The sequence below is a fragment of the Saccharopolyspora sp. NPDC050642 genome (genome assembly GCF_040654735.1).
In the GTDB taxonomy this organism is placed as follows: Bacteria; Actinomycetota; Actinomycetes; order Mycobacteriales; family Pseudonocardiaceae; genus Saccharopolyspora; species Saccharopolyspora elongata.
The window spans coordinates 201,859-215,298 of sequence record NZ_JBFAIN010000004.1; the positions used below are offsets into that span (position 1 = coordinate 201,859).

Genomic DNA, 13,440 nt, shown 5'->3' on the forward strand with positions numbered 1-13,440 from the left:
CGAGGACGACTCTGAGGCCGGTCGCGAAGCGTCTTCATCCCCCGTTCGGCGTGCCTCCGCAACCGCCCGCGCCCGGCCGCATACAGTCTGCGGCGTGACGGAGATGCCGGTGGCGCCCGAGGTTTTCCGGCAGGCGGTTGCCGCGTTGACGTCTTCGCGTCCGCGAGCGGAGATAGAGCTGACCGAGGTGGGGCCGCCCAAGCGCCTCGCTCCTTGGGCTCATGCGCTCGCAGCGGAGGCGAACGGCCCGGCCGGTGAGCTGGCCACCGCCCGCTTGGTGCTGCTCTACGACCCGGAAGGCCAGGAGGCGTGGGCGGGCGTGCTGCGGCTCGTCGTCTACCTGCGGGCCGAACTCGATCCGGAACTGGCCACCGATCCGCTGCTGCCGGCGGTCGGCTGGTCGTGGCTGACCGATGCGCTGGAGGATTCCGGCGCGTCCTGGACCGCACTGGGCGGCACGGTCACGCTGACCTCGTCGGCCCGCTTCGGCGACATCGCGGGCCCGGCCCGCAGCCACGATCTGGAGTTGCGCGGTTCGTGGACGGCCACCGACGCGGAGCTGGCGCCGCACGCGGCGGCGTTCCACGAGTTGATGGCGAGCGCGGCGGGCCTGCCGCCGGAAGGCGTCTCGATGCTCGGCGGGCGGTCCGGGACGGCGCACCGCGACTGATCGCGAGATCGCCCGATCACCGGCTGTGTCGGCCGACTCCGGCGCGTAAGGTTCGGCGCAACCGATCCCGTTTCCGTGGCGGCCGACACGCCGATGCGCGATTTCCTTTCGCGAAGACCCTGCGAGGCCGCCGAAACCGTTGATTGCGCAAGTTATTCACAATCCGCGTTCGTGTTACGTCGCTTGGCCACGCTCCGACGTTACGGAGATAGCTCATAGTCACCCAAAAGAGCGATGCGATCATGTTCAGGTAACAACTCGATCGGGATAGATACCCGATTGATCGTCCCGCTGACCCGCTTGGGCGGTTACGCTGCCCCCGACGACACCACTTTCGGTCGATCAGTGGCGCGGCTGATTGGTCGAGAGTCCCGGTGCCGGTCGGGGGGCACGACCGACTCCAGGGAGGTAGTGACGTGGCTGCCGTCGGCTTAGGTCAGGCCGCTCGAACCACGCCCGCCGGCGCTTTGCCGGCCAACATGGTCCCGCACCCGCGGGAAGAGCTGTTCACGGTGCTCGTGGTGGACGACCATCCGCTGCTCCGGGAGGCAATCGCCGCCCGGTTGCTGCAGATGGGCGCCGGCACGGTGCACGAGGCCGCATCCATGGCCGAAGCCAGGGCTCGCGCCCTGGCGACCGGTCCGTGCGACCTCGCAATTCTCGATCTCGGACTCCCGGACGGGACCGGCATCGAGCTGGTAACCGAACTCCGGAGCCAGGGCTGGCCACGGATCGTGGTGCTCGCTTCGTCCGATGACCCGTATGCGGTCCGGGCCGCCTTCCAGGCAGGTGCGCAGGCGTACCTGCTGAAGTCGGCCTCGCCCATGGTGGTCACCGACGGTGTGCGCCGCGTGCTCGATGGCGGCGTGTACGCCGATCCCAGCGTGGCTCCGGTGCTTGCCGCCGGTACCCGCGTGCCGGGAACGGACAACACGCCTCGCGAGCTGTCCGGGCGCGAGGTCGAGGTGCTCCAGTTGGTGGCCGACGGCCGTTCCAACAAGGAGATCGGCGAGGCGCTGAACCTGTCCGCGCTCACGGTGAAGAGCCACCTGTCGCGGATAGGGCGCAAGCTGGGCACCGGCGACCGGGCGCAGATGGTCGCGCTGGCCATGCGGGCCGGCGTGATCCGGTGACCGGACGCTGACGCACCTGCACCGGTGCGGTCGACCCGACGAGCTCGGGTGGAGTAGCCCCACGGCGCGGGCCGAAGCACGTAAGGTCTGATAGCCGTGGAAGCTGCAAGCCCCGAGACCGTCGGGTCCGACCGCCCGGAGCCGGTGTTGTTGACCGAACCCACCGACGGCGTGCCGCCGGTGGTGGACACACCTGCCGCGTTGAAAGCCGCCGCGACAGCACTCGCCGCGGGGACCGGACCGGTCGCCGTGGATACCGAGCGCGCTTCGGGTTATCGCTACTCGCAACGCGCTTACCTGGTGCAACTCCGCCGAGAGGGTGCCGGGACCGTGCTGGTGGACCCGATCGCGCTGGACGGTGCGCTCGATCCGCTGCCGCCGGCGCTGGACGACACAGAGTGGGTGCTGCACGCTGCGTCCCAGGACCTGCCGTGCCTGGCCGAGCTCGACCTTCGACCGGCGCGGTTGTTCGACACCGAGCTGGCCGGCCGGCTCGCCGGGTTCGAACGGGTCTCGCTGGGCACGCTCGTGGAACGCATGCTGGGCTACCGGCTGGAGAAGGGGCACAGCGCGGCGGACTGGTCCCGCCGACCGCTCCCCCAGGACTGGCTGGTGTACGCCGCCCTCGACGTGGAACTGCTGATCGCCCTGCGCGACGCGATGCGCGACGAGCTGGAGCGGCAGGGGAAGCTGGACTGGGCGCACCAGGAGTTCGAGGCGGTCCGCAACGCCGCACCCGCACCGCCGCGAGCCGAACCGTGGCGCCGCACGTCCGGGATTCACCGGCTGCGCAGTCCCCGGCAGCTCGCCGCCGTTCGAGCGCTGTGGGAAGCCCGCGACACCGTCGCCCGGGACCGCGATCTCGCGCCGGGCCGCGTGCTGCCGGACTCCTCGATCGTGCAAGCCGCGCAGGCCAATCCGAAGACCGAGGCCGACCTGGTCGCCCTGCCGGTGTTCGGCGGGCGGCAGCAGCGGCGCCGGGCGTCGCTGTGGCTGCAGGCGCTGCGGGCGGCGCGCCGGCTGGAGAACGACGAGCTGCCGGCACCGGCTTCGCCGCACGACGGGCCACCCCCGACCAACCGGTGGAGCGACCGGGATCCCGACGCCGCGGCGCGGCTGTCCGCGGCGCGTTCGGCGTTGTCGAAGATCGCCGAGCGCCACCACCTGCCGGTGGAGAACCTGCTGCTCCCCGACCTGGTCCGGCGGACCTGCTGGATGCCGCCGGAAGACCGCAGCGTCACCGGCGTGACGGAGCTGCTGCGCGACAAGGGCGCCCGCGAGTGGCAGATCGAGCTCACCGTGGAGGACCTCAGCAAGGCCCTCCACGCGACGCCTGCGGCAACGGCCGACTGAGGCCCGCCGGGTGGTGGTTCGCACCGAACCACCACCCGGGGGGCGCCGGTCACGGATTGCGGCCGAGGAACGCGAGCATCCGGTCCTGCTCGGGTGCGTTCTCGGCGATGGGCACCTCGGGGCCGCAGACGCTCTTGTGCCGGATGTTGTCGCCAAGGGCGCGGGCATCGGCGAAAACCCTGGTGACCTCGTCCGCTGGCAGCGCCTCGTCCTGCCCGGTGGCCCTGGCGATGTCCCACCCGTGCACGAGCAGGTCGAAGCAGAGGAACCGGTCGATCGTCGCCTCGGCGGTGGTGCGCCCGAACATGCCTTCGTACTCGCGGCCCGCCCGTTGCGGATCGTCGAGCAGCGCCTGGACCGCGTAGCGGGCCTCCAGCCACGCCCCCAGCGGGTCGTCGTCCACGACCTTCGCCAGGGTGATCGCCTCCCCGGCCCAGCTGGGGATGTCGCGGTGCACGTCGACGACGTGGCGCAGGACGTCCAACGCGGTCCAGCCCTCGCACGGGGATTGCGCCGACCACCCGCCGGCGGGCACTGCCTCGACGCGGCGGGTGAACTCGGTGGCCAGCGCGCGGTAACGCTCGGAAGTTTCGCTCATGCCCACAGCCTGCGCCGCGACGCGTCGCCTGTCGCGGGCGGATCCGGGCTCGGCACGCGGGGTCGGCCCGGAATGGTCGTCATCGGCGGTGTTGATCAGAATGTGAGACAGCCGACACGGTCCGCCCGTGTGGTTACCGACGGGTAATAAGCGCTAGAGTGCGGTTACCGGCCGGTAATCGACCGACGATCCGGCCAGCACCATCCACCAAGCCAGTGAGGAGCACGCCGTGGCCGCACCTGCGTCGGCACCCGCCGACAGCCGCAGCCGCCCAGCGGTTCGGGACGTGGTCTTCGTCGACGGCGTACGCACGCCGTTCGGCAAGGCCGGTTCGAAGGGCCAGTACGCCCAGACCCGCGCCGACGACATGGTCGTCAAGGTCATCCGGGAGCTGCTGCGGCGGCACCCGGAACTGCCGGCGGAGCGCATCGACGAGGTCGCCATCGCCGCCACCACCCAGATCGGCGACCAGGGCCTGACCATCGGCCGCAGCGCGGCGCTGCTGGCCGGGCTGCCCAAGTCGGTCCCCGGCTTCGCCATCGACCGGATGTGCGCCGGTGCCATGACGGCCGTGACCACCGTGTCCAGCGGCATCGCCTTCGGCGCCTACGACGTGGCGATCGCAGGCGGCGTCGAGCACATGGGCAACCACCCCATGGGCGAGGGCGTCGACCCCAACCCGCGCTTCGTCTCCGACAAGATCGTCGACCCGTCGGCGCTGATCATGGGCTCGACCGCGGAGAACCTGCACGACCGGTACCCGACGCTGACCAAGCAGCGCACCGACGCCTACGCGGCCCTGAGCCAGCAGCGCTACGACGAGGCGCTGCGGGCCGGGAAGATCACTCCGGACCTGGTCCCGGTGTCCACCCGCTCCGAGCAGGGCTGGGGCCTGGCCACCACCGACGAGCCGCCGCGTCCGGGCACCACCGTCGAGGCGCTGAGCGGCCTGAAGACGCCGTTCCGCCCGCACGGCCGGGTCACCCCGGGCAACGCCGCGGGCCTCAACGACGGCGCGACGGGCTGCCTGCTGGCCGACGCCGACACCGCGGCCGAGCTCGGCCTGCCGGTCGGGATGCGGCTGGTCGGTTACTCCTTCGCCGGCGTCGAGCCCGAGGTCATGGGCGTCGGGCCGGTGCCCGCGACCGAGAAGGCGCTGCAGCGCGCCGGGCTGAGCATCGACGACATCGGCCTGTTCGAGATCAACGAGGCCTTCGCGGTCCAGGTGTTGGCGTTCCTGGAGCACTTCGGCATCGCCGACGACGACCCGCGGGTCAACCCGTGGGGCGGCGCGATCGCCTGCGGCCACCCGCTGGCCTCTTCCGGCGTGCGGCTGATGACGCAGCTGTCCCGGCACTTCGCCGAGCGCCCCGAGGTGCGCTACGGCATCACGACCATGTGCATCGGCTTCGGCATGGGCGGCACGGTCATCTGGGAGAACCCGAACTACAACGCTGGAGGCGAGCAGTGACCAACGACTTCGCGGCGCTGTTCCCCGACGAAGTGGTGACCAAGGCGTTCACCCGGCTCGTCGACGTGCCCGGCCTGGCCGGCAAGCTCGCGCTGATCACCATCGACAACGGCCACGACCACACCCGGCCGTCCACCTTCGGCCCCGGCGGCCTGACCAGCCTGAACGCCGCGCTGGACGAGGCGTTCGCCGCCGAGCCCGCGGCCATCGCGGTCACCGGCAAGCCGTTCGTGTTCGCCGTGGGCGCGGACCTCTCCGGCATCGGGCGGATCACCGAGCGGGAGCACGCCCACCAGATCGCGCAGACCGGGCACGACGTGTTCCGGCGGCTCACCGAGTCGAAGATCCCGACCTTCGCCTTCGTCAACGGCGCGACGCTCGGCGGCGGCCTGGAGCTGGCGCTGTCCTGCCACTACCGGACGGTGGCGGCGAACGCCGGCGCCATCGCCTTCCCGGAGTGCTTCCTGGGCCTGTTCCCGGGTTGGGGCGGCACCCAGCTGCTGCCGAACCTGATCGGCCCGGACGCCGCGGTGACGGTGATCATCGAGAACGCGCTCAGCCAGAACCGGATGCTCAACCCGAAGAAGGCCCGCCGGCTGGGCATCTTCGACGAGCTGCTGGAGAGCCCGGACTTCCTGGAGGAGTCGCTGCGCTGGGCGGTCCGCGTGATCAACGGCGAGCAGGCCGTGACCCGCCCGGAGATCGACCGCGGCAAGGCCTGGGACGACGCCGTCGCCCGCGCCAAGGGCATCGTCGAGGCGCGCACCCATGGCGCCTCCCCCGCGGTGACCAAGGCCGTCGAGCTGATCGAGCTGGCCCGCGGCAACGACCTGGACGCCGGCTACGCCGCCGAGACCGAGGCGCTGACCGACGCGCTGATGTCCGACGAGCTGCGCTCGGGGCTCTACTCCTTCGACCTGACGCAGAAGCGCGCCAAGCGGCCCGCCGGGGCGCCGGACAAGTCGCTGGCTCGCAACGTCACCAAGGTCGGCGTGGTCGGCGCCGGGCTGATGGCCGGTCAGCTGGCGCTGCTGTTCGTGCGCCGCCTCGAGGTGCCGGTGGTGATCACCGACATCGACCAGGAGCGCATCGACCGGGGCGTGGCCTACATCCACGGCGAGATCGACAAGCTCGCCGCCAAGGGCCGCCTGTCGCCGGACGCGGTGAACCGGCTCAAGGGGCTGGTCACCGGCTCGCTGGACAAGAAGGCGTTCGCCGACGCCGACTTCGTCATCGAGGCCGTCTTCGAGGAGATGTCGGTCAAGCAGCAGGTGTTCGCCGAGCTGGAGGAGCACGTCTCCCCCGAGGCGATCCTGGCCACCAACACCTCGTCGCTGTCGATCACCGAGATGGGTTCGAAGCTGAAGAACCCGGAGCGGGTCGTCGGCTTCCACTTCTTCAACCCGGTCGCGGTGCTGCCGCTGCTGGAGGTCGTGCGCGGCGAGCAGACCGACGACGCGGCGCTGGCGACCGCGTTCAAGGTCGGCAAGCAGCTGAAGAAGTCGTGCGTGCTGGTCAAGGACGCGCCGGCGTTCGTGGTGAACCGGCTGCTGACCAGGTTCATGGGCGAGGTCATCGCGACCATCGACGAGGGCACGCCGTTCGAGGTGGCCGACAACGCGCTGGAGCCGCTCGGCCTGCCGATGAGCCCGATGGTGCTGCTGCAGCTGGTCGGCCCGGCGGTCGCCCAGCACGTCAACGAGACGATGCACGCGGCCTACCCGGGCCGGTTCGGGCTCAGCGACAACATGCAGCGGTTCGTCGACGCGCGCAAGGCCGCGGTGTGGATCACCGACGAGTCCGGCAAGCAGGTCGTGGACCCCGAGGTCGCGGCGCTGTGGGAGCAGGGCGACAAGCCGTCGACGTCCGAGCAGGTCCGCGACCGGGCGCTGAACGCGCTGGCCGAGGAGATCCGGATCATGCTCGAGGAGGGCGTGGTCGTCGAGGCGCAGGACATCGACCTGTGCATGCTCCTCGGCGCGGGCTGGCCGTTCTGGCTGGGCGGTATCACGCCGTACCTGGACCGGGCCGGCGTCTCGGAGAAGATCAACGGCAAGCGATTCCTCGCCCCGGGCGTGGCCTCCGTGCCCGCCTGACCGGCGATTCGCGGCCGACGGGGCCGGGGCGTTTCGCCCCGGCCCCGTTCGCGTGCGTGAGCTCGGGTGCCGTGTTCTGCCATGATGGAGCCGGACGGAAAAGAGGTGATGGCCGGTGACCGCGCTTGTCCGGCACGAACTGGGGCCGTTCACGATCGCCGACTGGCACGCGCTGCCCGCCCGGGAGGACGGGTCGCGCCTGGAGCTCATCGAGGGGTACTGGCTCGTGACGCCGCCGCCGACCGGGCAGCACCAGTGGGCCGAGAAGCGGATCATCTCGCTCTTCGACCAGGCCATCACCTCGGCCGGGCGGCCCGATCTCTACGCGGTCGGTGGCATCGGGATCGAGATCAGCACGAGTTACCGCTCCGCCCTCATCCCCGACTTCGTCGTTCTCGACACGCCGCCCGTCGGCACGTCGTTCCAGCCCGGGAACGTCCTGCTCATCGGCGAGATCTGGTCCCCGGGCAACACCTCCAGCGAGCAGCAGGAGAAGTTCCAGGCCTGCGAGCGAGCCGGCATCCCGTACTTCTGGAGCGTCGCCCAGGACCACGGCGGCCCCGTCGAACTCGCCGCCTACCGCCTCGAGAACGATCGCTACGTGTGCGACGCGACCGCGAAGGCCGGTCATGGGAGTGCGCGGATCACCGCCAGTCCAGTCCCGTTCGAACTCGATGTGGCCTCACTCCGGCTATAGAGCCTGTTTCGAAACTCGCTCTGCGTGGCGGTGCGGGTAGCGGCCCCCCTGCGGGAATTACGGTCGCCTTCTCGCTGTGGGATCCCCGACTCATGAATGACCAATTCACCACGTCGGGGTTGTCCTCGCGAGAAGACACCTGAGAACCCGCAGCGGTGCAAGCTGCGAGGGCGGGCTAAGCGGCTGCGCCGCTTCAAAGGCAAAACCCCGCGCTACCACACCTCACACCACGGCATCCAAAACAGCCTCTATAGCCCCGCGAGCGTTCGGCACCGGCCCGGCTCGCTTGACGGCCGCTGCCACGAACATCGGCAGCGCGAGGAAGAGCCGGTCGGCCTCCGCCCGCGCACGCTGCTCGGCCATCCAGCCGTCCGCCTGCTCGCGCGTGATGGCGCCGGTGGAGCGGGCTCCTGCGGCGAGTCCGGTGAGCATGGGCAGCATCGACTTCCCGGTGAACACGCCGGTGCGCACCTCGACCGCCACGTCGTCGAACGCGGCGTCCAGCAGCAGGTTTCGGTAGCGGCGGGCGGCGCGCGGGCTGGTGATCAGGTCGGCGCGGGCGTGCACGATGGTCCGGGTGAGGACCGGATCGTCGGAGTCGATGAGGATGTCGTCCCAGTCCTGGCCCAGCAGCACGATCCGCCCACCGGGTGCGAGAACCCGGCGCGCTTCCGCCAAGGCCCGCTCCGGCTCGGCCAGTTCGTGGAACACCTTGTCGGCCCGGTAGCCGTCCACCGAGGCGTCCGCCAGCGGCAGTTCGCACGCCCCGGCGATCCGGAAGTCCGCGTGGGGCCACCGGTCGCGGGCGACGGCGATCATCCGCTCGTCCGGGTCCACGCCGATGGCGCGCGCACCTCGGTCGGCCAGCTCCGCCACGGCACGTCCGGCACCACATCCGACGTCCACCGCCGACCTTCCGGGGCCGACGCCGAGCAGGTCGTAGGAGAGGTTTCGCAGTTCCGCAGCGCCCGGCAGCCGGTCGGCCGCGTCGAGCCGTGCGATGAGGTCGTCCGTCGATCGCTTGATCATGGGCACCAGGCTGCGTCTTAATGTCGGCATGAAGTCAAGCGAGCACGAGCCGATGAGCATCGGTGCCCTCGCCGGTCGCTTCGGCCTGGCCACGCACGTCCTGCGCCATTGGGAGGCCATGGGGCTCCTCGCCCCCGCGCGCGACGCAGCCGGACGCCGCCGCTACGACACCGCCGACCTCACCCGCGTCGCCGTCATCCTGCGCGCCAAGGAGGCCGGGCTGTCCCTCGACACCATCCGCTCGCTGGCCGCCACCGGCGATCCGGTGAAGCGAAGGGACATCCTGCGGGAGGAGGCAGCGGCTCTCCGCTCCCGCATCGCCGCCGCGCAGGCGTCCCTCGAACTCATCGACTGCGCCCTCGGCTGCGATCACGAGGACGTCGCCCAGTGCGCCCACTTCCAGCAGGTGGTGGCAGAGCGCATCGCCGTCTGAGCGTGGCTCGGCCCGACGGTGCTACGGCGCGGCGGGGAGCTGGACCGTTACCGCGAGGCCGCCGGTCGGGAGGGATTCCGCCCGGACCCGGCCGTGGTGCGCCTTCGCCGCCGCTTGGACGATCGACAGGCCCAGACCCGCGCCGTTCCTGGCCGTGCGCTGGACGCCGGCCCGGCGGAAGGGTTCGAAGAGCGATTCCACCTGATCGTCCGGAATCCGCGGCCCGGACGACGCGACCCGCAGCGTCGTCCACTGTGGATCGCTGCCGGTGCTGATCTCCACCCAGCCGCCATCCACGTTGTGCCGCAACGCGTTCTCCAGCAGGTTGCCCGCGACGCGCTCCAGCAGCGCCGGATCGCCGACGGCGAAAGCCGGTTCCTCGCAGCACTTGATGCGCAGTCCGCGCTGCCGCGCCTCCTGCTCCACCGCGCGCAGCGCGCGGCCCACGAGCTCCGTGAGGTCCACCGGCTCCCGCACCGCCAACTCCACGCCTTCGGTACGGGCCAACAGCAGCAGCGCCTCCACCAGCCGCTCCGCGCGGGCCGTCGCTTCGCGGACCACATCGGCCATCCGCCGCAGCTCCGCCTCATCGGCGTCCGGGTCCGACAGCGTGACGTCGAGTTCCGTGCGGATCACCGACAACGGCGTGCGCAGTTCGTGACTCGCGTTGGCCACGAACCGGCGCTGCGAGTCGAACGCCGCCTGCAACCGGTCGAGCATCGCGTCGAAGGTGTCGGCCAGCTGGGCGACTTCATCGCGCGGGCCGCTCAGCGCGATCCGCTCGTCCAACGACTCCGCGGACAACCGGTGCGCCGTGGCAGTCACGTCGTGCAGCGGGCGCAGGACCCGGCCGGTCACCGTCCACGCCAGCAGCGCCGCCGCCAGAACCACTGCTACGAAGGCGAATCCGCCGATCAACAGCACCTGCTGCCGCGCGGAGTCGCGCAGCGCCTCCCCCAGCAGCTCGGCGGGCACGTCCACGCCGTGCACCCGGACCAGCGTCCCGGCGGGCAGCCGGGGCACCGCGGCGACCACGTTGCCGACCAGCATCCAGCCCAGCCACAGCAGCAGCCCGCTCACCGCGGCGACCAGGGCCGTGGCCAGCAGCGTCAGCCGGGTTCGCAGTCCCGGACCGCGGCGGGTGATCGATCGGGCGGCCGCGCGCATCGGCTCAGTCCCGGGCCTGCTCGGCGCCGCCTGCGGACGGCACCCGGTAGCCGGAGCCGACCACGGTTTCGATGACGCCCGGCTCCCCCAGCTTCTTGCGCAGCGTCATCATCGTGACCCGCACCGTCGTGGTGAACGGGTCGGCGTTCTCGTCCCACACCCGTTCCAGCAGTTCCTCGGAGCTGACCACGCCGCCGCCGGCCGACAGCAGCACCTCCAGCACGCCGAACTCCTTGCGGGTCAGCTCCACCTCGCCGTTGCGCCGGTGCACGGTGCGCCGCGCGGAATCCAGCTCCAGCTCCAGCGCGGTGAGCAGCGGCGGCTGCGCCGGCGTGGCCCGCCGCCCCAGCGCCCGGACCCGGGCGATCAGCTCCGCGAACGCGAACGGCTTGGCCAGGTAGTCGTCGGCGCCCAGGGACAACCCGGCGACGCGGTCGGCGACGGTGCCGCTCGCGGTGAGCATCAGCACCCGGGTCAGCTCGCCGGAGGACACCAGCCGGCGGCACAGCTCGTCGCCGGACATGCCCGGCAGATCGCGGTCGAGCACCAGCACGTCGTAGCGGGTGATCGACGCCTTCTCCTGCCCGCTCTCGCCGTCGTAGGCGACGTCCACGGCCATGCCTTCCCGGCGCAGCCCGCGAGCTATCGCATCGGCCAGCGGCTTCTCATCCTCGACGACCAGGATTCGCACCTGTTCACCCTGCCACAGCCCGGCGGCGGAGCCGGGACGGCGTGCGCGGCTGCGCGACCGGTCGGTCGCGGGCCCGTCCCGCCGAGCGGACCGGCGTCAACGCCTTCGGCCGGGGCCGGGAGGAAAATCCTCCCGAAATCCGGCAAATCCAGTGAACCGATTCGACCGTCGTGCGTCCAACGGAAAAGCGATCAACGCACCGCTGGAGGATCATGCCCGGCAAACCGAACCAAGCTCCGGAACCGGATTACGCCGCAGGGCGCGAGGTGACGCCCGAGGAGGACGGGCGGCAGGCCGGCGAGCCCGACACGCCGGACGGATCGTCCGCGGAAACCGCACCAGGTGACGACACCGCGGCCGAACCGGATGAACAGCCGGCGGGCGAACCCGATCAACCAGCCGCCGCTCCGGAAGCCCCCGAGCCGGGTCCTCCCCCGGCCGCCCAAAGCACGCCGTTGCCGCCGATGCAACCGGTGCAGGGAGCTCCGGTGCCGATGGCCCCGATGGCGCAGCTGCCGATGCCCGCGGGAACTCCTTATCCGCCACCCCATCCGCCGTACGCCCCACCCCAGCCATTCGCTCCACCGCCGCCGCTGTTCGATGCCTTCTGGCCGCGGCCGGGGGTCTCGGGCGCTCCCGTGGCGTTGCTCGCGGCGGTGATCGGCGGCGCCGCCGCGGCGATCTTCGTGCCGCTGGGCGGGCCCGGGATCGGCTGGCCGCTGCTCGGCCTGACCATCGCCGCCGGGATGGTCCTGGTGGGCCGCAAGGCGGAACGGAAGGTCCACATCGGACAGGTGTGCTGGGCGGTGGTGGCCTTGCTGCTGCTGTCGGTGTGCGCCTTCCGGTCGGCGGACTGGCTCACGGCGTGGTGCGTGCTGACCGCCGGGGTCGCCGGAGTGCTCGCGGTGACCGGCGGGCGGAGCGTTCGGACGTTCGGGCTGGCCGCCATCGCGATCCCGGTAGCAGCCCTCCGAGCCTTGCCCTGGGCGGTGCGGGGCATGCGCGAACGCGGCCGCGGCTCGGTCGGCCTGCGGCTAGTGGCGTCGCTGGCGGTCACGGTCCTACTGCTGCTGATCTTCGGCGCGTTGTTCGCCGGAGCCGACGAGAACTTCGCGGCGCTGGCCTCGGCCGTGCTGCCGCGCCTCGACGGGGAGTCCTTCTTCCGCTGGACGTTCGTGCTGGTCGTGTTCGGAGCGTCCACCCTGGGCGCCGCCTTCACCCTGCTCCGCCCACCGGAACCGGCGGAGACGACCCGCGAGGTCAAGACGCTGCGGCGGCTCGAATGGGCGCTGCCGATCGGCGTGCTGGTAGTGCTGTTCGCGGCGTTCATCGCGGTGCAGAGCACTCCGATGTTCGGCGGCGAGCAGCACGTTCAGCACACCGAGCAGCTGACCTATGCGGGCTACGCCCGCAGCGGCTTCTGGCAGCTGACGTTCGTCACGATCCTCACCCTGCCGATCATCGGCGCCGCGGCGCGCTGGGCGCCCAAGAGCACCCAATTTGATCGCAACCTGCTGCGCGGGCTGGGCGGTGCGCTCGCGGTCCTCACGTTGCTCATCGTGTTCTCCGCGCTGATCCGCATGTGGGCCTACCAGGACGCTTACGGCTACACCGTGATGCGCCTGCTGGTGATGTCCTGCGAGCTGTGGCTGGGCGTGGTGTACCTGCTGGTCATCGCGGCCGGCGCCCGGCTGCGGGCAGGCTGGCTGCCCGCCGCGGTGGTCGGCACGGCGATGGCGGCGCTGCTCGGGCTGGCGGCGCTCAACCCCGACGCGTTCATCGCCGAGCGCAACATCGCCCGCTTCGAGGCGACCGGCAAGCTCGACCAGGAGTACCTGGAGAGGCTGTCGGCGGACGCGCTTCCCGCGCTGCAGGGCCTGCCGGAGGAGGCTCGCGGGCCGGTCGTCGCGGAGATCACCGAGGACCTGTTCGACGAGGGCTGGCGCTCCTGGAACCTCTCCGACCACCTGGCACGCACGGGGCCGTGAGCCCTTCGGTCTGCCCTGGCTGCCTGCTCGAGTCCAGGGCCTCGTGAACGCGCGATCAGCGGGTGTTGCCCGGTCGAGGCATCACCCGCTGATCTGCGGCAAGGACGGACGAGC

General features: G+C 71.4%; 12 protein-coding genes. 8 read left to right on the plus strand and 4 right to left on the minus strand.

Translation table 11 applies throughout. From position 1 onward, the window contains the following. Positions 1-103: 103 nt before the first annotated feature. The 3 genes from AB0H93_RS09475 (at position 104) to AB0H93_RS09485 (ending at position 3,156) form a co-directional block, all read left to right on the plus strand. The gene (locus AB0H93_RS09475; RefSeq protein WP_358570546.1) at positions 104-670 is read left to right on the plus strand and encodes a DUF3000 domain-containing protein; all 567 of its coding nucleotides are present in this window, start codon (positions 104-106) and stop codon (positions 668-670) included. Between the two features lie 416 nt (positions 671-1,086). Next, complete coding sequence (locus tag AB0H93_RS09480) at positions 1,087-1,803, plus strand: response regulator transcription factor (protein ID WP_093264979.1); 717 nt, start codon at positions 1,087-1,089, stop codon at positions 1,801-1,803. 90 nt (positions 1,804-1,893) lie between these two features. Beyond that, positions 1,894-3,156, plus strand: a complete 1,263-nt coding sequence (locus AB0H93_RS09485; protein ID WP_358570549.1) for a ribonuclease D — start codon at positions 1,894-1,896, stop codon at positions 3,154-3,156. A gap of 49 nt (positions 3,157-3,205) precedes the next feature. On the opposite strand, the gene AB0H93_RS09490 is transcribed toward AB0H93_RS09485, so the two are convergent. Next, positions 3,206-3,754: a TIGR03086 family metal-binding protein gene (locus tag AB0H93_RS09490; RefSeq protein ID WP_358570014.1), complete on the minus strand. Its 549-nt coding sequence runs from the start codon at positions 3,752-3,754 to the stop codon at positions 3,206-3,208. Between the two features lie 229 nt (positions 3,755-3,983). Here AB0H93_RS09490 and AB0H93_RS09495 point away from each other — a divergent pair, with 229 nt between their 5' ends. From AB0H93_RS09495 to AB0H93_RS09505, 3 genes are all read left to right on the plus strand, one after another. Then, a complete protein-coding gene (locus AB0H93_RS09495; RefSeq protein ID WP_358570017.1) occupies positions 3,984-5,225 on the plus strand; it encodes a thiolase family protein in 1,242 nt (413 codons plus the stop codon). Continuing rightward, entirely contained in the window at positions 5,222-7,321 is a 2,100-nt protein-coding gene (locus AB0H93_RS09500) for a 3-hydroxyacyl-CoA dehydrogenase NAD-binding domain-containing protein (RefSeq protein WP_358570020.1), read from the plus strand. Before AB0H93_RS09495 ends, AB0H93_RS09500 begins: the two co-directional genes overlap by 4 nt. Positions 7,322-7,436: 115 nt before the next feature. Beyond that, entirely contained in the window at positions 7,437-8,018 is a 582-nt protein-coding gene (locus AB0H93_RS09505) for a Uma2 family endonuclease (protein ID WP_358570023.1), read from the plus strand. A gap of 222 nt (positions 8,019-8,240) precedes the next feature. On the opposite strand, the gene AB0H93_RS09510 is transcribed toward AB0H93_RS09505, so the two are convergent. Beyond that, positions 8,241-9,047 carry a methyltransferase domain-containing protein gene (locus AB0H93_RS09510; protein WP_358570026.1) on the minus strand — a complete coding sequence of 269 codons (807 nt, stop codon included), beginning with the start codon at positions 9,045-9,047 and terminating at the stop codon, positions 8,241-8,243. A gap of 28 nt (positions 9,048-9,075) precedes the next feature. Between AB0H93_RS09510 and AB0H93_RS09515 the strand changes: the two genes are divergently transcribed. After that, positions 9,076-9,480 carry a MerR family transcriptional regulator gene (locus AB0H93_RS09515; protein WP_358570029.1) on the plus strand — a complete coding sequence of 135 codons (405 nt, stop codon included), beginning with the start codon at positions 9,076-9,078 and terminating at the stop codon, positions 9,478-9,480. A gap of 21 nt (positions 9,481-9,501) precedes the next feature. On the opposite strand, the gene AB0H93_RS09520 is transcribed toward AB0H93_RS09515, so the two are convergent. Both AB0H93_RS09520 and AB0H93_RS09525 read right to left on the minus strand, forming a co-directional pair. Next, positions 9,502-10,647 (minus strand): HAMP domain-containing sensor histidine kinase, encoded by a 1,146-nt coding sequence (locus AB0H93_RS09520; RefSeq protein ID WP_358570032.1) that lies wholly within the window; start codon positions 10,645-10,647, stop codon positions 9,502-9,504. A 4-nt stretch (positions 10,648-10,651) separates the two neighbouring features. Beyond that, on the minus strand, positions 10,652-11,338 hold the full coding sequence (locus AB0H93_RS09525) for a response regulator transcription factor (RefSeq protein ID WP_358570035.1): 687 nt from the start codon (positions 11,336-11,338) through the stop codon (positions 10,652-10,654). A gap of 212 nt (positions 11,339-11,550) precedes the next feature. Here AB0H93_RS09525 and AB0H93_RS09530 point away from each other — a divergent pair, with 212 nt between their 5' ends. Next, a complete protein-coding gene (locus AB0H93_RS09530; protein WP_358570038.1) occupies positions 11,551-13,326 on the plus strand; it encodes a DUF4173 domain-containing protein in 1,776 nt (591 codons plus the stop codon). Positions 13,327-13,440: the final 114 nt, after the last annotated feature.

What these genes read in the sequence shown, in the direction of transcription:
- AB0H93_RS09475 (WP_358570546.1), top strand. Translation starts at nt 104, where the DNA reads ATGCCGGTGGCGCCCGAGGTTTTCCGGCAGGCGGTTGCCGCGTTGACG.
- AB0H93_RS09490 (WP_358570014.1), bottom strand. Translation starts at nt 3,754, where the DNA reads ATGAGCGAAACTTCCGAGCGTTACCGCGCGCTGGCCACCGAGTTCACC.
- AB0H93_RS09510 (WP_358570026.1), bottom strand. Translation starts at nt 9,047, where the DNA reads ATGATCAAGCGATCGACGGACGACCTCATCGCACGGCTCGACGCGGCC.
- AB0H93_RS09515 (WP_358570029.1), top strand. Translation starts at nt 9,076, where the DNA reads ATGAAGTCAAGCGAGCACGAGCCGATGAGCATCGGTGCCCTCGCCGGT.
- AB0H93_RS09520 (WP_358570032.1), bottom strand. Translation starts at nt 10,647, where the DNA reads ATGCGCGCGGCCGCCCGATCGATCACCCGCCGCGGTCCGGGACTGCGA.
- AB0H93_RS09530 (WP_358570038.1), top strand. Translation starts at nt 11,551, where the DNA reads ATGCCCGGCAAACCGAACCAAGCTCCGGAACCGGATTACGCCGCAGGG.